The organism is Acinetobacter septicus (assembly GCF_019355975.1).
GTDB classification, from domain to species: Bacteria; Pseudomonadota; Gammaproteobacteria; order Pseudomonadales; family Moraxellaceae; genus Acinetobacter; species Acinetobacter ursingii.
Map to the genome: position 1 here is coordinate 2916968 of NZ_CP079898.1, position 19000 is coordinate 2935967.

At 39.4% G+C, this 19000-nt stretch carries 18 protein-coding genes; 9 read left to right on the plus strand and 9 right to left on the minus strand.

The window, feature by feature from the left end:
* Window positions 1–110: 110 nt before the first annotated feature.
* The 5 genes from I6L31_RS13860 to I6L31_RS13880 all read left to right on the plus strand — a co-directional run bounded on the left by I6L31_RS13860 (window position 111) and on the right by I6L31_RS13880 (window position 4193).
* Window positions 111–890, plus strand: coding sequence for a GNAT family N-acetyltransferase (locus I6L31_RS13860; protein ID WP_005002829.1), 780 nt, complete (start codon window positions 111–113; stop codon window positions 888–890).
* 103 nt (window positions 891–993) lie between these two features.
* Window positions 994–1842 (plus strand): class II glutamine amidotransferase, encoded by an 849-nt coding sequence (locus tag I6L31_RS13865; RefSeq protein WP_035254157.1) that lies wholly within the window; start codon window positions 994–996, stop codon window positions 1840–1842.
* A gap of 336 nt (window positions 1843–2178) precedes the next feature.
* The gene (locus tag I6L31_RS13870) at window positions 2179–2628 is read left to right on the plus strand and encodes a bacteriohemerythrin (RefSeq protein WP_005002831.1); all 450 of its coding nucleotides are present in this window, start codon (window positions 2179–2181) and stop codon (window positions 2626–2628) included.
* A gap of 162 nt (window positions 2629–2790) precedes the next feature.
* Window positions 2791–3876, plus strand: a complete 1086-nt coding sequence (locus tag I6L31_RS13875) for an SLC5/6 family protein (protein ID WP_005002834.1) — start codon at window positions 2791–2793, stop codon at window positions 3874–3876.
* Window positions 3873–4193 carry an RnfH family protein gene (locus I6L31_RS13880; RefSeq protein ID WP_005002835.1) on the plus strand — a complete coding sequence of 107 codons (321 nt, stop codon included), beginning with the start codon at window positions 3873–3875 and terminating at the stop codon, window positions 4191–4193. The genes I6L31_RS13875 and I6L31_RS13880 overlap by 4 nt, the downstream gene beginning before the upstream one ends.
* Before the next feature lie 43 nt (window positions 4194–4236).
* Here I6L31_RS13880 and I6L31_RS13885 read toward each other — a convergent pair whose 3' ends face one another.
* Window positions 4237–4635, minus strand: coding sequence for an outer membrane protein assembly factor BamE (locus I6L31_RS13885; RefSeq protein WP_004991001.1), 399 nt, complete (start codon window positions 4633–4635; stop codon window positions 4237–4239).
* Between the two features lie 111 nt (window positions 4636–4746).
* Between I6L31_RS13885 and fur the strand changes: the two genes are divergently transcribed.
* Window positions 4747–5187, plus strand: a complete 441-nt coding sequence (gene fur, locus I6L31_RS13890; RefSeq protein WP_004990998.1) for a ferric iron uptake transcriptional regulator — start codon at window positions 4747–4749, stop codon at window positions 5185–5187.
* A 73-nt stretch (window positions 5188–5260) separates the two neighbouring features.
* On the opposite strand, the gene I6L31_RS13895 is transcribed toward fur, so the two are convergent.
* Window positions 5261–6379: a PilT/PilU family type 4a pilus ATPase gene (locus I6L31_RS13895; RefSeq protein WP_004990996.1), complete on the minus strand. Its 1119-nt coding sequence runs from the start codon at window positions 6377–6379 to the stop codon at window positions 5261–5263.
* A gap of 26 nt (window positions 6380–6405) precedes the next feature.
* Window positions 6406–7443, minus strand: a complete 1038-nt coding sequence (locus I6L31_RS13900) for a type IV pilus twitching motility protein PilT (protein ID WP_005002838.1) — start codon at window positions 7441–7443, stop codon at window positions 6406–6408.
* 123 nt (window positions 7444–7566) lie between these two features.
* Between I6L31_RS13900 and I6L31_RS13905 the strand changes: the two genes are divergently transcribed.
* Window positions 7567–8253 carry a YggS family pyridoxal phosphate-dependent enzyme gene (locus I6L31_RS13905; protein WP_005002840.1) on the plus strand — a complete coding sequence of 229 codons (687 nt, stop codon included), beginning with the start codon at window positions 7567–7569 and terminating at the stop codon, window positions 8251–8253.
* Between the two features lie 150 nt (window positions 8254–8403).
* Window positions 8404–9249 (plus strand): undecaprenyl-diphosphate phosphatase, encoded by an 846-nt coding sequence (locus I6L31_RS13910; protein ID WP_005002845.1) that lies wholly within the window; start codon window positions 8404–8406, stop codon window positions 9247–9249.
* 101 nt (window positions 9250–9350) lie between these two features.
* Here I6L31_RS13910 and I6L31_RS13915 read toward each other — a convergent pair whose 3' ends face one another.
* The 4 genes from I6L31_RS13915 to I6L31_RS13930 all read right to left on the minus strand — a co-directional run bounded on the left by I6L31_RS13915 (window position 9351) and on the right by I6L31_RS13930 (window position 15922).
* The gene (locus I6L31_RS13915; RefSeq protein ID WP_005002847.1) at window positions 9351–10142 is read right to left on the minus strand and encodes a transglutaminase-like domain-containing protein; all 792 of its coding nucleotides are present in this window, start codon (window positions 10140–10142) and stop codon (window positions 9351–9353) included.
* 183 nt (window positions 10143–10325) lie between these two features.
* Window positions 10326–13922, minus strand: coding sequence for an AAA family ATPase (locus I6L31_RS13920; RefSeq protein WP_005002849.1), 3597 nt, complete (start codon window positions 13920–13922; stop codon window positions 10326–10328).
* A gap of 9 nt (window positions 13923–13931) precedes the next feature.
* Entirely contained in the window at window positions 13932–15197 is a 1266-nt protein-coding gene (locus I6L31_RS13925) for an exonuclease SbcCD subunit D (protein WP_171064984.1), read from the minus strand.
* 149 nt (window positions 15198–15346) lie between these two features.
* The gene (locus tag I6L31_RS13930; protein WP_005002854.1) at window positions 15347–15922 is read right to left on the minus strand and encodes a hypothetical protein; all 576 of its coding nucleotides are present in this window, start codon (window positions 15920–15922) and stop codon (window positions 15347–15349) included.
* A gap of 357 nt (window positions 15923–16279) precedes the next feature.
* On the opposite strand from I6L31_RS13930, the gene I6L31_RS13935 reads away from it, so the two are divergent.
* On the plus strand, window positions 16280–16732 hold the full coding sequence (locus tag I6L31_RS13935) for an ABZJ_00895 family protein (protein ID WP_162897679.1): 453 nt from the start codon (window positions 16280–16282) through the stop codon (window positions 16730–16732).
* A 25-nt stretch (window positions 16733–16757) separates the two neighbouring features.
* On the opposite strand, the gene thiO is transcribed toward I6L31_RS13935, so the two are convergent.
* Both thiO and hemB read right to left on the minus strand, forming a co-directional pair.
* Window positions 16758–17879 carry a glycine oxidase ThiO gene (gene thiO / locus I6L31_RS13940; protein ID WP_005002860.1) on the minus strand — a complete coding sequence of 374 codons (1122 nt, stop codon included), beginning with the start codon at window positions 17877–17879 and terminating at the stop codon, window positions 16758–16760.
* Window positions 17880–17938: 59 nt separating this feature from the next.
* Window positions 17939–18952 (minus strand): porphobilinogen synthase, encoded by a 1014-nt coding sequence (hemB, locus tag I6L31_RS13945; RefSeq protein ID WP_004990964.1) that lies wholly within the window; start codon window positions 18950–18952, stop codon window positions 17939–17941.
* Between the last annotated feature and the right edge of the window lie 48 nt (window positions 18953–19000).

Genomic DNA, 19000 nt, shown 5'->3' on the forward strand with positions numbered 1-19000 from the left:
TGTGTTTTATAAAGTCATCTTCGGATGACTTTTTTATTGGGTATAAAACGTCATTTTCCTGTCATGATCTTATCCTAGTGTAAGCATAATGATAAAAACAGGGTGACATTATGCTAGAAAAACTCAATCACTATCGCCAAAATTTTAGTCTGCCTTTAACTCGTCAAAAAACCAACCAAACTCAGTTTCGCTTTGACTGGGTCGATAACCTAAAAGAATTACAAGAAGTACAACGATTTCGTGCAGTTCAATTTAGTCAACAATTTGGTGTAAGCTTTGAAGATGGACTGGATCAGGATATTTATGATTTTGGCTGCGAACATGCGGTATTAAGAGAAAAATGGACAGGCGAGATCGTGGCATATACCCGCCTTAAACTTTTTCAGGGCCAAGAAATATCACAAAGTTATAGTGCGAGTGAGTTTGAAATTGTTCCGCAACTTTCACATTTACCCAATGTACTTGAAATAGGTCGTACCTGTGTACATCCACGGTTTCGTTCAGGTAAAGCATTATCGATACTCTGGCTGAATCTGGTGCCCAAGGTACTTTGGTCGATGCGTGCCAAATATTTGATGGGCTGTGTCAGTATTCATTTGCAAGATAATTTGGCGCGCGCTTATCACACACATCAGCAAATTCAGCGTTTAGATTCAAAGCAGACCATCGGTATTGCCTCAAAAAATCATTTTGAGATCCCGCGTCCTGAGTTTAGTTTTCCACAAGATGAGCGTATGCCCAAATTATTTAAAATGTATCTGGACATGCAATCTAAATTATCGCGTCAAGCGTTCTACGATGAAACTTTTAATTGTCTGGATTACTTTGTTTTTTTGGAAGTGAATCAGGTTGCAAAGTCTTTTGTCTTGAGTAAACGTGTCCATAAATAGAATTTATCGTTAATTTTGTATTAGGCTCTATATATTCAGATTTGCAAGCCTTTTGCCACTGATGCACAATACAGCTAAGCCTCTTGCTTTGATTTGACATGCTATGTGCCAACTACTTGGAATGAATTGTGCCACTCCGACCGATATTACCTTTTCTTTTAAAGGTTTTTCGCAACGCGCGGGGATTACCTCTGATCATTCCGATGGTTTCGGGATTGCATTTTTTGAAGATAAAGCTTGCCGTTTATTTGTCGATAATCAATCTGCGGTTGAATCGCCCATTGCAGAACTGGTGCGTAACTATCCAATCAAATCACGTAATGTCATCGCCCATATTCGTAAAGCAACACAAGGCAAGATTACCCTAGAAAACTCGCATCCGTTTATCCGTGAACTGTGGGGCAGACAGTGGATTTTTGCACATAATGGAGATTTACATCATTTTGATCCACCGTTAACAGGGCGTTTTACGCCCATTGGCAATACGGATAGTGAGCGCGCATTTTGCTATTTGCTAGACCAGTTGGTTGAGCATTTTGGTTATACCGAACCGAGTGTGCTACAAGTCTTTGCTGTTCTTGAACAAATTTCACCCAAAGTTGCTGAGTTTGGAACCTTCAATTATTGCTTGTCCAATGGTCAGGCATTGTTTAGCTATGCGACAACCAAGTTACATTGGTTGGTGCGAGAATACCCTTTTAAAGCCGCACGGCTGATTGATCTGGATGTGGAAGTGGATTTCAGTCAAGTCACTACCTCCCATGATCGTGTTGCCGTGATTACGACTGAGCCGCTTACTCAAAATGAACAGTGGACGTCTTATCAAGCTGGAGAAATGATTTTATTTCAGGATGGAAAACCACTAAAACATGCTCAAACACATGTTGAACGTTTAGAGCGTGAACTAAAAAATCCTGAACTTAAACGAATCACTCGTGCAGACCAATATTAGATTTCATTTAAATTTAAGCTTTGATGATTATCTTAAAAAATAATGTAACCATATATTTAAAATAATTTGCTATTTTTGTTTATAAAGACAAATTTTATGTATATTCTGCATTTTTTATTTATTTTTCTTTTTTTGTTAATAATAAACCTAGAAATTGGTTAAAAAATATCTTACTTTTTTGCTTTGTTTTTAGGCTGAAATTTTATGCAAATCAGACAATTAAACCTATTTTTTGATGCTTATTATAATCCCGACCAATTTGCTTTATTTTCATTTAAAAAAATAACAGATATTATATTGATATCTAATAAATGTTTTAGACAGCAGAGGTGTGATATGAGATGGCTTTCTGAATATAATACTGGCATTGAAGTCATTGATGATCAGCATCAACGTATTCTTGAATATATTAATGAGCTTGAAGAAGTCAGAAAAACACATGACAGAGCTCATGTCAAAGATGTGCTATTAAACTTGATTGATTATACTCAATCGCATTTTGCCTTTGAAGAAAGTTTACAGGAAGAGGCAAATTATAAATATCGAGTTCCTCATAAACGTGTGCATGATTTATTTATTAAAAAAATTGAGCACTATCGTGAACGTTTTGAAATGGGGCATGATGTTGAGGAAGAACTTTATGAAGTGCTATCAAAATGGTTGATTAATCATATCCAACATGATGATGCTGATTATGTTGGTGCAGTGAAAGAAAACATGATGGGTATTATTAAGGAAAAAGAACAGAAAAAAGGCAAGGGGTGGTTTGCACGTTTCTTTTCATAAATAAAAGTCACGAATCGGCAAGCTTCAATAAAAGAAAATAACAACAAGACTCAGCGCTGCAAATCATCTAGAAATAGATGGTTTGCATTTTTTATTTGCAAACTTTGATTTTCATACTCGACAAAGGCAAAATATCTCCAGACTTCATATTAGGAATGAATGATGCAGGATTCAGCTTTCGCGCGGTGGTTATCACCACTTATGGCGTTTTGCTTTACTTTTATTATGATTGCAGCATTAGCATCGGCTGTGGGGATTCAGATCGACCGTCAACTGGATTTCTGGTTGCTTTGGTTAGGGACTATGGTAATTTTGGCACTTCCTCTTTGCTATCTGGAAATTGCACTGGCGAAGCGCTCAAAAACAACCGCCTTGAATGCATTATCCAGTTTAACCCGTGATGCGGATGCTTCACAAAAATGGCGAATTGTGGGGTGGCTCGCCGTTGTATTTATTCCATTTTTGGCAGGCGCAATTTTAGCCCATTTGGGAATGTCTGCATCTGTGGCTGTGGGACTTGGTTTTAGTTCGCAGATTCTATTTGTTGGTTTAGCGATTATTGCATTTGCTTTGTCGTTTATTCCACGCCAGATTTTACTGATTCTGATGGTCTTAGGGGTTGTCATTTCATTGATCAGCTCACTATTTTTGGCGCAGCCAACCACTAGCTGGCACTGGACACCCATTGAGTTTAAAGAATGGGGTAGTGCCACAGTTTTGGCATTGGTGGCGACAGGTTTAGGCATGGGGCTGTACTGGCAAAATAGCTTGATTCAGATTCAAAATACATCAGAAGCGAGTAAAACTGCTTTTCCGATCTGGATCGCTCAGTTTGTTGCCGTGATTGCTTTCGGGTTTTACTCAGCACAACAAAATTTTTCTGATACAACACTGGCTATTGCAGGCGTTATTGCAGCCGCTTTGTTATTTCAACTGGCCCGAGAGCAACTACAACAGCGTCAGTTATCAGTGTTGATGCAATGGGTGATCTTGCTGATTGCCATATTGATCTGGCTGATCCCTAATATGCAGTTTGAGTTTAATATCTTGCTTATGCTGTGGGGATTATTGATTTGTCTGATTTATTCAATCTTTGCAGGTTGGATTATGAAAATTAGCCATTTGCGCAAATCGATGAACTTTAGTAATGAGCTTTTTTATAATCTATGGCGGATCGCAATCCGCATTGTTCTACCTTTATCGATTATTCTGGCAATGCTGGCGATCATTGGGCCATTGTTCTCATGAGCCATGCTCAGGTCTGGGTGGCGTATGCGGCGGTCAATCAGCAGTTTTTAATTGCTGTCCCATTTACTCAGGGGATGACTGCAATTCAAGCGATTGAACTCAGTCAGATTAGGCAACAAATTGAGATTGCAGAACCTCTAAAATTGGGTATTTTTGGTGTCAAAATTACGTTGGATACGCCGTTAAAAGCTGGTGACCGTGTGGAGATTTATCGACCTCTGATGATTCATCCTCAAGATATTCGGCGTAATCGTGCTCAGAAAAATCCAGTGGGACGTTTTCAGCGTGGTAATCGTTTTAAACAATCTGACTCATAGAAAGAACCCCTCAAGCGAGGGGTATCTTTTTATTGAAAAATCATTATAGTGGTGGGGCTGTTAGGATGGCTTCCTTAGAAGCTGGTAAACCAGGCTGTGTTTCTGGAATAGTATCCAAGCCTTCGATACTTTTGACGATCCCTGATTCGTCAAAGTAAATTTTTAAATGCTGACCATGTGCAGCAGGAATTTTTGCTTTTTTAGCATAAGTACCTGGAATATAGTTGTAGATATAGTCCCAGCGTAATGGATTTAGAGGATCTGTAACGGTTGGACTACCGAGCAAAAAGCGAACTTGTTGAAAATTCATACCCACTTGAACTTTTGATGCTTGGGCTTTAGTTAATGGAGTTCCCTGAGGGATGTCAACTTTGTAGACACCTAAAGTTGAACAACCAGCAAGCAGTGAAGTGACGAATAACGCCAACATAAGTTTTTGCATTTTGCTACACTATCCCAATAAATTATGATGCATTTGACTTAGGGATAGATCATACTGCATCTAACTACGATTGCCTATTCCAACTTTAAATTTGTTGAGAGACCTTTTTTTATGCCGATTTCCAATCAAGATTTACGTAAAGCTGGACTCAAAGTCACCCTGCCACGAATTAAGATTTTGGAATTATTAGAAAATTCAAAACAGCACCATTTGAGCGCAGAAGATATTTATAAGACTTTGCTTGAGCAAGGTGAAGATGTCGGTTTAGCTACAGTTTACCGTGTATTAACACAATTTGAAGCCGCAGGTATTATTCAGCGCCATCATTTTGAAAACAATCATTCTGTTTTTGAGATTATGCAAGAAGATCACCATGATCATCTAGTATGTTTAAATTGCGGTAAAGTCGTTGAATTTACAAATGAAATCATTGAACATGAGCAACATACCGTTGCTGAAAAGCATGGTTTTACCTTAACAGGCCATTCTTTAAATTTATATGGTTATTGTGATGCACCTGAATGTCAGGAAGCCTATCGTAAAAAGCAATAAAATCACATAAATACAACAAATTAAAAAAGGAAGCTTGCGCTTCCTTTTTTATTTCAGCGTGAGCTCAATCGCTTTACTGACCATCGAAAGTAATATTACGGCTGGCATTTAAGAGTTGTTCTGCACCTTCCTCTGAAAGTTTGATGCTGAGGCGTAGATCGTTTGGTGAGTCAGCATGTTTTAAGGCATCTTTATAGGTAATTTGACCTGCTTTATATAAATCAAATAAAGCCTGATCAAAGGTTTGCATGCCGAGTTCACGTGAACGTTTCATTAAATCTTTGATTTCATGAATTTCACCTTTACGAATATAGTCAGCAAGTAATGGTGTATTGATCAGAATTTCAATCGCAGCACGACGTGAATTGCCATCTGGTGTTGGGATCAATTGCTGTGCCACCATCGCTTTTAGATTGAGCGAGAGATCCATATAGAGCTGATTATGGCGATCACTTTCAAAGAAATGAATAATACGATCCAACGCTTGGTTGGCGTTGTTGGCGTGTAATGTCGCTAAGACTAGATGTCCTGTTTCAGCAAAGGCAATGGCATAGTCCATGACCTCACGTGAACGAATCTCACCAATCAAGATCACATCAGGGGCTTGTCGTAGTGTGTTTTTCAGGGCCACATCGAAAGAGTCTGTATCAATACCGACCTCACGTTGGGTCACAATACAACCTGCGTGTTCATGAATGAACTCGATTGGATCTTCAACCGTGATGATATGACCTTTGGAGTTCTGATTTCGATAACCAATCATGGATGCCAATGAAGTGGATTTACCCGTACCGGTTGCCCCAACAAAGATAATAATGCCACGTTTGGTCATGGCCAGATCTTTAAGAATGGGCGGTAAGCGTAATTCATCCATTGTAGGAATAATCGTTTCGATACGACGTAATACCATGCCTGGCATATCACGCTGCTGAAATGCACTGACACGAAAACGTGCGGTTTTTTCCCGATTTACAATCGCAAAGTTACACTCTCTGCTCTCGTCAAATTCCTTGCGTTGCTTATCAGACATAATGGACTGAATCAGTTGTCCAACGACCTCAGCATTCAGCTTAGTCTTAGACACTGGGACAATCTGACCATTAATTTTCATCGAAGGTTCCACACCTGCGGTGACAAACAGGTCTGATGCTTGTTGTTCAATCATCAGATTGAGAAGATCATTAAAATCCATGTCTTATCATCCTTTATTTTTATGGTTTATAGGAAGGATTCTGGCGATTTGGCAGCTGTTCGCGCAGTTTGTGGACTGATCACGCCTTTTGAAACCAATGTTTTGAGGCTTTGATCTAGCGTGGTCATGCCATAGTTAGCACCTGTCTGAATAGCAGAGTACATTTGCGCGACTTTATTTTCACGGATTAAGTTACGGATCGCAGGTATCCCGATCATGATCTCATGCGCTGCGACACGGCCACCGCCATTTTTCTTCAATAATGTTTGAGAAATAACGGCTTGTAAAGATTCAGATAACATGGCGCGAACCATATCTTTTTCTTCAGCAGGGAATACGTCAATTACACGGTCAATGGTTTTTGCAGCAGATGTGGTATGCAATGTACCAAATACCAAGTGACCTGTTTCTGCGGCGGTCAAAGCCAAACGAATGGTTTCAAGGTCACGCATCTCACCGACAAGGATGATATCAGGGTCTTCACGTAGTGCTGAACGTAGTGCTTCATTAAAGCCATGAGTATCACGATGTACTTCACGTTGGTTAATCAGGCACTTTTTGGATTGATGTACAAATTCGATCGGATCTTCTACGGTTAAAATATGGTCATAGCGATTGTCATTGATATAATCTAGCATGGCGGCAAGCGTGGTTGATTTACCCGAACCCGTTGGCCCTGTAACCAGTACAATACCACGTGGATAATCACAGATATCCTTAAAGATTTGTCCTAAACCCAAATCATCCATGGTGAGTACTTTAGACGGAATCGTACGGAACACTGCACCTGCACCACGATTTTGGTTAAAGGCATTGATACGAAAACGCGCAATGTTTGGAACTTCAAAGGAAAAGTCAGTTTCTAGCTGTTCTTCAAAGTCACGACGTTGTTTGTCATTCATAATGTCATAAACAAGACGGTGAACTTCTTTGTGTTCCAGTGCTGGTAAATTAATACGACGAACCTCACCATCGACACGAATCATCGGTGGCATTCCTGCTGAAAGATGTAAATCTGATGCACCGTTTTTAACCGAAAAGGCGAGTAATTCTGTGATATCCATGATTTCCCCTAATATAATGAGTAAGTATCGTTATTTTGTAGAATAATAAGCGTTTCCGAATCGCTTACCAACACTTCAAAGTAAGGTTAAGCAAAAAAAATAACTGAAATGAGAACCCTGTCAATGAATCAGTTTCAACAAGCACGAAATCAGGTCCTGAATCAAATCAAAAATGCCTGTGATTGTGCTCGGCGTGACCCTGCTACGGTACGTTTATTGGCGGTATCTAAAACTCATCCAAGTCAGTCGTTGCGTGAAATGTATCAGTTAGGCCAGCAGTGTTTCGGAGAAAATTATTTACAGGAAGCGCTGGATAAAATTGAAGAATTAAAAGATCTCGATATTGAATGGCATTTTATTGGACATGTACAGCGTAATAAAACTAAGCAACTGGCGGAAAAGTTTGATTGGGTACATGGCGTAGATCGTTTAATCATTGCTGAGCGTTTATCCAGCCAGCGTTTAGATACGCAGCCACCATTAAATTTATGCATTCAAGTCAATATTGATGCGCAAGACTCAAAAGATGGTTGCCAACCAGATGAAGTGTCTGAACTGGTCGCACAAATTAGTCAATTGCCTCATATTCGTCTACGCGGAATTATGGTGATTCCTGCGCCAGATCATTCTCAGGCTTTCATCGATGCCAAAGAATTATTTGAACAGGTAAAGCCTCAACATGCGCAGCCACAGGACTGGGATACTTTAAGTATGGGAATGTCTGGTGATCTGGATGCTGCAATTGCAGCAGGAGCGACCATCGTCCGTATTGGTACGGCTCTTTTTGGAGCACGGGATTATTCAAAATAAAATTTAAAAATGAAGTAAGACAACTTTTAAAGGAATAAATTCATTTATTCGGATGATAAGCGTGGTGTTTGTTTAATTCGATTGAGCTTTTTAATCTAGTTTTAATGGCTCGAACGTATATAAGCATCACGGGCTTTTACGAGAATATAAATGAACCTTTTCCATGTATTTATTTTGGCAGTGATTCAGGGCTTAGCTGAACTTTTGCCTGTTTCCAGTTCTGCACATGTGATTTTGGCAGAAAAAATCATGGGTTTTGACCCTTCTGCACCACAGATGACTTTTTTATTGGTGATGCTACATACAGGAACAATGTTTGCCGTAATCGTGTATTTTTGGCGGTCATGGAAAAAAACTTATTTCTCAAACCGGGATGATTTCAAACAGCGTTTCTTCTATGTTTTAATCGCAACCGCAATTACGGGTGTGTTAGGGCTGTTATTGCAAGCTTTAATTAAACATGTATTTTTTGGCGGAGCCAGTAATTTTGAGATTGAACATTTATTTAGTAACTCCAAATTGATGGCAGCAGCTTTAGCTGCGGCAGGGGTTTTAATTATTCTATCTTCACGTTTTGATCGTGGACAACAAGGTGATATCGGTTTATCCAGTGCTATTGTGATTGGGGCAGTGCAAGCTTTATGTTTACCTTTTAGAGGTTTTTCTCGCTCAGGTGCAACGATTTCCACAGCGTTATTTTTAGGCATATCTCGTCAAAAAGCCGAAGAGTTTAGTTTTGCCTTGGCTGTGGTATTAACGCCTGCTGTGATCGCAAAAGAATTATTGCGTTTGGTTCATGCGCAACAGGCAACTGTGGGAGCTTCCCATTTGGCATTAGGAAGTTTGTTATTACCAAGCTTGTTTGGCATGGTCTTTAGCTTTCTAACAGGTTTACTGGCGCTTAAATGGCTCTCTGCATGGCTAGAGCATGGTCGCTGGTATTTATTTGGGATTTATTGTCTGGTGTTTTCAGGTGTGGTTTTAAGCTCGGCTTAAATATTGGAGATCAATACAAGATGAGGGGAATATTTTTCCCTCACTTGAAAAATTAAAAAAACCTTAGACAACTAACCGATATATCATGAACGTAATTCAGATTATGCTCCAACACGCTCAATCAAGGGACTCATAGAAATGAGTTCAATTTCTCCATAAACCGTTGCAAATGGAACATCTTTGGCATCGAGTCCAGTACCTATGCGAACAAACTGATCAATCGGCCCCATACGTGTGGCATCAAAAAGCACCCACTGATTTTCAAGATAAACCTCAAAAATTGCATGGAAATCAGGCTGAGCTTCATAAAAAGGCATATAACCAAATACAAATCGTGCAGGAATATTCAGCGCACGGCAAATCGCAATGCCTAGATGAGCAAAATCACGACATACCCCAGCGCGATTAACTAAAATATCACGTGCTGTGGTCGTGCTGTCTGATGAACCTGATTGGTATAGAATATTATTATAAATCCAATCACAAATTGCTTGTACACGTGTATAGCCTTTTGGCAAATCAGCAAAAGTATTGTTTACCATTATACCGATCAAATCGGACTCACAAAAACGGCTTGGCGCAAGATAAAATAATGTATCCGAAGGTAAATCTTGAATTTCACATTCTTTTAAAGTCGTGTCACGTTCAGGAATATAAGTTTGAACTTCTGCATTATATTGAACCATTAAATCGCCTTGTGGCGCGTACACACGAATAAGTCGATTTAAAGCATTATCACGATGATATTGTTCAAAGGTCAAATCGGGCTTTAGCTGAAATGATTCATCGACGATCGTCTGCCAGGGATGTTCTGCGATCTGCAATTGAAAAATAAATTGGGTTGCATTTATGACGCGATAATGAAGCTGACAGTTTATTGATAATGTATGCATTTTTTAGCCCAAATTAAATTTTTTATCTCCGCCTAAAAACAAATATTTTCTTGCTTTGATCATTTTTGTTTTTAATCAGAATCATTTTTAAGTTACCAAATTCTTTCTCTTTCACAATGAATGATTCACAAGCAAATAGTAGGGGATATGTAAAGTTTGGACGATGCTTAGCCAATGAAAAGATCATCCCACCACTTCAATTCGACTCGAACCAGAACCGATTGGCTGAACCTGTATTTGTACAGGAATGCGTTCATGCATTTCTTGAATATGCGAGATTAAAACCACTTTACGCCCCTGACTTTGTAATTGATCAAGCGCATTCATGACCATATGCAAAGAAGATGCATCCAGTGTGCCAAAGCCTTCATCAATAAATAAAGATTCGATTTTCATTGAACCAGAAGCCATATTGGCAATCGCCAAAGAAATTGCAAGTGCAGTCAGAAATGATTCACCGCCAGAGAGCGACGCGACGGAACGGATTTCACCATCCATATCATGATCGATAATGGCAAGACTGAGTGAGTTCTCCAGACGTTTTAAGGTATAGCGCTGTGACAGCATGGCGAGTTGTTGATTGGCATATTCCAGTAAAATATCCAGATTATATTGCTGTGCCAAATCACGAAATTCTTTACCTTTGGCATCGCCAATTAGACTAGAAATCTTACTCCAGCGATGTTCTTGTTGTTGGATCAGTTGAATCTGATCGGCATATTGTTGCTGCTTGGCTAGATTCTGCTGATGTAACTCTAATTTAACTTTATATTGATCACGTTGCTCACCGGTGCTTTGTAACTGACTCAGAGTATCCTGAAGCTGTGTTTTAAGCTGTTCGAGAGCTATTTCGGGTTGCGATTGCAGATGTTCTGCAAGTTGTTCCTGTATCGTTTTCAGTGCTGAATGTGCTTCATTGAGTTGACGTTCAGCCTGCTGCAAGACCATACGAAGTTGCTGTTCTTCCGAGGTTGAAATGGCTAGCAATTCTGCAAATTGTTGTTGTTTAAATGCGGTATGAAGATTTAACCATTGTTCAATTTGACCCTGACATTGCATTAAATCTTTTTGATTTTGCTCCAAATGTGCATTGAGGCGATCTAATTCACTTTTTTGCTGATCAAAAGTCAGTCGTAATTGCTCAAAGCCCTGTTTGAGTTGTTGATAATTTTTTTGTAAATCGTGACGTTGCTGCTCATGTTGTGTGAGCCATTCATTGGCTTTTACAGCGGTCTTACCTGTCATCTGTTCAACGAGATGAGTCGCATTTTCACTATTTTGTAGACCTTGTTGTCTTACATGTTCTAGTTGCTGCTTTAGCTCAGCCAACTGTTTGTTGTTATACCCAATCTCAGCAATCAATTGTTTAAGTTGTTGCTGTAGTTGATCAGACTGTTGTTGCAATTCTTCACTTGTTTTAAGCTGTTGGACACGCTCCTGCAAGCGATGCAGGATTTTTTCGGCAAGCGTTAAGCTATGCTTTAACCAGTGTTGCTGCTCCTGATCGGTTAAACATTGCACAATATGCTGAACTTGTTGTTGTAATTGTTGAATGGTTTGGAGTTGATATTGGGTATTCTGGATTCTCTGTTGCAAGGTCTGCTGTTGTTTTTGTGCCTGTTTTAATTGCTGAAGGTCTTGTTCAATCTTTTGTTTGTTGATTAAATTTTTTTCAATAACCAATTGCAATTGGGCTGTTAATTCACGAGGCGCTTCCGTTAAATTTAAAGATATATCGAGTTGTTGATTTGCTTGCACTAATACGTGTTGTTGTTCGTTAAATTTTTCCTGATTACGAACACAACTACTATTTAATTCCTTAAACCGTGCCTGTATTTGGTTGAGTTGTTGCTGAGTGGTTTGCCATTCATTGAAATGCTGTTGTTCATTTTGGCTAGCTTGTTGTTCTTGTTGTTGATGTAATTCATATAAGGCTTTAGAGACCAAACTTTCATCATCACGATAAGGATGCTCAATGCTTCCACAGACAATACAAGCTTCGCCTTGTTTTAATGCTGCACGCAAATGTTCGATATTTTCGCTATGCAATAAACGTTGCTGTTGTAACATCTGTTGCAGTTGTTCACGTTCAGTTTTCGCATGTTGATAACGTTGTTGTGTCGCTTCAGTGTGTGTTTCAAGCTTTTTCTGGGTTTGACTGGTGTTTTCTAATTCTGCTTGAAGCTGAACAAGTTCTTGTTTGAGCTGAATAAATAATTGGAGTTTATGTTGAACACTTTCAAGTTGATTCAATCGTTCTAACTGCTGGTCTTTGAGTAATTGCTGCTGTTGCAGTTGATCTTCAATTTGCTGAACATCGCCAAAGCGTTCAATTAAATCCTTAACGGTCTTTTCATCAAGCTGCAATTGTTGCTGAGCTGCTGCAATATCGCCAATGCTATGTTCAATTTTTTGATAATGTTGAATAAATTGACTAAGTTGCTGAATATGAGTCTTTAAACCTTGATCAAGCGGCATAAACTGTTTGCTTTGATCCAATTGAAGCGCCGTTTGGTGCAGTCGATCATTAAGCTGTTGCTGTTGTTGTTCAAATTGCTGTTGTTTACTAAATAAAGGCTGTTGCGTATGTTTAAGTTGCTTTAAACGACTTTGGATTTCTTTATATTTTTCTGCAATCGAGTCGCGTTCCAACACATATTTACGCACCTGATTTAATTCAGTTTGGTACTTTTGCTCAAAACTTTGAAACTGTTGCAGTGCATTTTCAGCCTGATGATAGCGCGCTTGTTCCTGTTCATATTGCACAGTCAAGTTTGAAAAATGTTGTTGCTGCTTTGAAATTTGTGGCTCAAGTTGCTGCTGATGTTTGAGTAACTGCTGTTGTTGAAACACATGTGGTCGTATTTCAGAAAAAATGCTCAACTGTTTTAAACGCTGACGGTCTGCTTCTAAATCCTGATTTACTTTGATGTGTTGATCATAGTGTTGTTGTTTGAGCGTGACGTCATGTTCAAGTTTTTGTCGGCGTTCAAACCATTGTTGCACTTGTTCCAGTTTTGCTTTTTCTGTTTCAAGTTTCTGCTGCTGCTGTTTCGCGCTGTCAAACTGAGTGCATAGTTCAGCGCATTCTTCATCGGAAAGTAATTCAATATGACCTAAAACATTTTCCAGTTGTTTGCGCTGTTGAGTAATTTCTTTGGTTTTTTCAAATGCGAGCTGACCAATCTTGGCAAAAATACTGGAATTAGTCAGATATTCGAGCAGTTCACCGCGTTCATTATCGCGTGCCTTTAAGAAAGCCGTCACTTCAGATTGTGCCAAAAGTACTGCACGAGTGAATTGTTCAAAACTAAGTTGGGTAATTTGTTGGATATGAACTTCAACCGCTTTAGTTTTGTCTGCAATCACGACGCCATCGGTGAGACATTTTAAGGTGCGTTGTACACTTTGTAATTTACCCGTGGCATTTTCGCGGGCGCGTTTAATCTCCCAACGGGCTAAATAATGCTTTTGATCCTGTGCGACAAAACAGAGTTCAGCAAAGCCATGTGCTGTCCCACGTCGTAGTACCGTAAGCGGGGAGTTGGTTAAAAGTTCTGAACCATCCACATCTAAAAGCTTGCCATCACTGTCTTTGAGCCGAGGAATTTTATTAAACAAAGCCAAACACATTGCATCTAAAATCGTGGATTTGCCTGCACCTGTTTTACCAACAATGGCAATCAAACCCGCATTGGCAAGTGGCTCACTTTCAAAATCAATAAAATGTTCGCCTGCCAATGATGCTAGATTTTTGAGTCGGATGGATAAAATTTTCACGTGAATCCTTTAACTCTTGTGTTGATCTTCAAGTTGCTGCTGGGCTTGAGCGACTAAACTCATAAAGTCTTTTTTAACTTCATCATCTGCGTGATATCCCTTTTTTTCCCAAATTTGTTGAAATAATTTTTCAGGTGTTGGCGGTTCAAGATGAATCTGTTGTTGCTGCTCGGCACTATTTTCGGTGGATAAATATTGGCGCGAAATCCGAACCAGACGATAGCGATCTGGCGGAAGGGCATTCTCAAACTGTTGTCTTAAATTTGGCTGAGGTGGCGTGAGGGTATGATATTCAATATCGATATATTCACGTTGGTCAATGCTTTCAATGACTTCACTGGGTAGTGATTTTAACTGTTGCATGACTTCAGTCAGTTCACCACGAATTTTATGCAATTGAACGCTACGCGGAATTTCCAAAGCCTCAAACTGAAAATATGGATCATCTTTTTGCTCTGGATGGATAGTAACTTCAACCACTTGATGTTTATAATTAATTTCACTAAAGGAAAGCGGAATAGGTGAGCCACTATAACGAATATGTGTTTGTCCAACTTTTTGCGGTTTGTGTAAATGTCCCAGCGCCACATAATCAATGCCATCTTCAAACAAAGTGGTAGATAACGCTTCTTCATTGCCAATGATAATCGGGCGTTCTGAATCCGAAGTTTCACCACCTTGCATATGGGCATGTGACATCAAAATAATCGCTTGATCGTGCGTTTTACGTCGTTTGGCTTCAGCAATCAGTTGCTCGTGCAAATAGGCAATGGCATTTTGGCTGTTGGTTGTTTGATCATTGAAACCCGTAATTTCAGCAGAACGTAAAAAGGGTAAGGCGATACACCATGCTACGATCTGCTTTTGCTCATCGTAAATGGGCAAAATTAAACGATCCAAATTTAAAGTTTTGTCTTCATTCCAACGAATTACACCCACGGTTTTGGCATTATATTTTTCTAAAAGTGGCTCGACTTGCTCAATCCGATAGCCTGAATCATGATTGCCTGCAATCATTAAAGTTTGCATATGCGGTGCAAGTTGATGTGCATCGGCAAGAAATTGATAAAGTTGTTTTTGTGCCTGCGAACTAGGATTGATCACATCGAAAATATCACCAGCAATCAGTAAGGCATGTGGTTGTTTTTGTTTGATTTGCTCAAGTAACCATGTCAGAAATTGTTCATGCTCGTAATGGCGGGAATGGTTATAAAAAAATTGTCCCAAATGCCAGTCGGAAGTATGAAAAAAGCGCACGGTCATCAGTGATGATATTCCTATTTTTGATTAGAGGATAAGGTAACATAAATCGAACTGCAATTCAGAACGCATCAAAAATCAATCGCATCATGATATTTTTAGACTAAGTTTGATGAAAGAGTGAAAAAAGACAATTCATCCATAATGATGTCAAATTCGATAGTTTAGCTTTCATTCACTTGATTTAAAGCTTGATGTAATTGATCCAAAAAATATTGTTGTTTCGGATTATTTTTAAAATATCTTTGATAATTAACACTGCAACTTTCAATATCTGCAATATTTTCTTTATTAAATGACCAATCATCTGTATTTTTTACAGTAATTCCTAAGCTATCGTTACATGACTGCCAAAGTTGATTAAATCTATTTTTTTGCCTGTTAGGCAATCGTTTAAAATCGGCATAAACGGTATAGCCATGCATTTCAGAGTTAAAAAACTTATTGATTGAGGTAATAGGAACACCTCCCCAAAGTATGGTTTGGTCATGTGGGAATTCAATCGCAGTCAGCTTTGTCTCAGACATTAGCCGATCTTGTTTTCCCTGTTTAAAAGGTTGTTCCTGATAAACTAACTTTGTCCCTATTGGAACAGCAATGTTTTTTACAATTTGGGCTTGAGTTGTAATAAAAAAGGGATAGTTTGGAGATGAGTTACCACCCGTAGGATTCATATTTCCTACGCAAGCGGTGAGTAAAGGTAAAAATACAACTGATAAAAATTTAATTTTTATAGACACTTAAAGATCCTTTTAATCATCACTATATTGAGTTTGGTTGTTATAAAATAGAGCTCAATAATTGGGATAGGGTAAGCATAAAACAAAAGCTTAAAAAATAAAGACCGACGATTCGAGTGATGATAAATCGTCGGTCAAAAACTTTAAAATATGTCTGGCTGCTAACAAAACATACTCTAAAGGAGATGTCATAATGAAAGGTCACCGAAAATTTGCGGATGCCGTGCAAATACTATTCGGTTGCTGCTGACCTTGTACTCTATATAACGAAGCTCCAACCAAAAAGGTTGACAACAAAATGCAAAAAACTTGAAAAAAACTTAAAATAATTTTTTAAATGTTTAATTTGTGATGAAAATGACCAACTTACGCCGTTACTACTTATGGTTTTTTCTTATATGTTTCATAATGACGCTGATCATGGGCGTGATTGCGGCGCTATTACCTCAAGGTGTCGGTGGAATTGTAACGGCTGTGCCTTATTTGGTGGCGGTTATCGCCGTACTTTTTCGATTTTTAAAACAGGAAAAACGCGCACCAAGCCAACAGGAGCGTAAAAAACTAACTTTGGGGTTTTCCCTTATTTTCTGGGGCTATAATTTATTGGGTGTCTTAGTGGGGCTAACTATATTTTCGATACGTGATCCAGAAGTTTTTCAAAATTTTTTACTTTATTTACAACAACCGCAATTTATCAGCATCATTTTAATCATGTTTTTGGTGCTGGCGATTCCTTTGTATCTGATTACCTATTGGTTTTATGGCAAACAAGCCCAGCGTATGGCAGCCAAAATGTTTGAATCTAAATAAATCTTGAAGCTTGCCTTTTTGTCGTTTAGCCCATGACCAACTGTTCTGTCTTTAGGCGTTCAGGAGAATATGGTGCTGGGTCGGTTAATGTGGGTTGCTTCAGCATTAACTGAGCTAACAACTGTGCAGAAGCAGGCCCCATACATAAACCATTACGGAAATGACCAACATTCATCCATAGATTGTCTAGATCAGGAACAGCACCAATATAGGGAACACCTGTTGGAGAACTTGGTCGTAGTCCCGCCCATTGTTTGACGATGGGAAATTGAGCCAGTTCAGGCACCATTTCCAGACAGGCATCGATAATATTCTGTTGAGTTTTAGCATCGGGCGTCGTGTCAAAACCACAATTCGCCATACTAGAACCGCAAACAATATGACCATCCTGACGTGGAATCAGATACATGACCTTATTCATACACATGGTGGGAAGCCATTGAGCTGGAGTTTTAAACAGCACCATTTGCCCTTGTACGGGCTGTACAGGAATTTTTAGCTCAAGCTGTTGTTGCCAATGTTGACTCCATGCCCCTGTTGCAATAACAAATTGATCCGCTTGTATTTTGTTGCCATGCTGATCTATCGCAGACAGCACTTGTTGGTTTTGAATCTGAAATTTGAAGATTTGAGTCTGTTCAAAAAACTGCACCAGAGGATGTTGCTTTAAATAGCAGATGATAGACTGTAAAAGTCGTGGATTACGCACGTTGGATAATTGCGAAAAATAAATCGCGTGTTGAAATTTTGGATTAATCCACGGATTCACTTGTTCTAACGCGTCATATTCTAGATAGTCAGCCTGTTGCATGGGGTCTTGATAATGCGCTGCATAATTCAGACCAATATCAAAATCATCTTCATCAAAAATCAGCATACCTGTGTCATGGATTTCAAAATCAATACCTGTCATCGGTAGTAATTTTTCATTCCATGTTTGATACATGCTTTTGCCATATTGCGCCAGTGTATTAACGGCTTGAGGATAACGCCACGGATACATCGGCGAGAGGATGCCACCACCCGCCCATGAAGCTGCCTGACCTGATTGTTGCTGATCAAAAATAGAAATCTGACAACCTTGTTCAACCAGTTCCAGTGCGGTGAGTAACCCACTAATTCCTGCACCAATAATGGCAATATGCATGATAACGTTAAACCATTTTAAAAATTCCCCTCTTTATCAAAGAGGGGTTAGGGGAGATTTTATTTCATCTCTTTCAATTTAAGTGCTGCTTCTTCGGCAAAATATGTCCAGATTCCATCTGCACCTGCACGACGACAACACAGTAAAGATTCTAAAATTACGCTATCAGATAACCAGCCATTTTGAATGGCACCTGCCAACATGGCATATTCGCCACTGACCTGATACAAAAAGGTTGGGACGCCAAAGGTATCTTTTACTTCACGAACAATATCCAGATACGGCATACCCGGTTTGACAATCACCATATCTGCGCCTTCTTGCAAATCCAGTGCAATTTCATGCAAAGCTTCTGCACGGTTACCAATATCCATCTGGTAGTTGTATTTATTGCCGCCTTTTAAATTGCTGGCAGAACCGACCGCATCACGAAAAGGCCCGTAAAAACTAGAGGCATATTTGGCTGAATAAGCCATGATGTTGGTATAAATAAAGCCATTTTGTTCAAAGGCCTGACGAATCGCAGCAATGCGACCATCCATCATGTCACTTGGCGCCACGACGTCTGCGCCCGCAGCCGCATGACTCAAAGCTTGTTTGACGAGACATTCTACGGTTTCATCATTGAGTACATAACCCGTGTCATCGATAATGCCATCCTGACCATGTGTGGTATATGGATCTAAAGCACCATCGGTGATAAGCACCATTTCAGGTAATTCTTTTTTGAGTAATCGACATGTTTCCTGTACCAGACCGTCTTCGCGCCATGCTGCTTCGGCGGTCAAACTTTTGTCCTCTTGTGGTGTGACAGGAAATAAGGCAAGCTTGGATACGCCTAATTCTAAAAGGCGTTCTGCTTTTTTGACGAGTAAATCTGCCGATAAACGCTGAATATTTGGCATACTCGGAATATCTTGACGTTGATTTTGTCCTGGAAGTACAAATACTGGATAAATGAGATGATGCGGCGTCAGTTGAGTTTCGCTGACCATCGCCCGCAGTTGATCATTTTTACGGATTCGACGCATGCGAGTCGCTGGAAATGCAGGACGATTGAACGTATAAGTCATAACAATCTCAAGCCTCAGTATTAACTTGTGGCGTATTGTAGACCCATA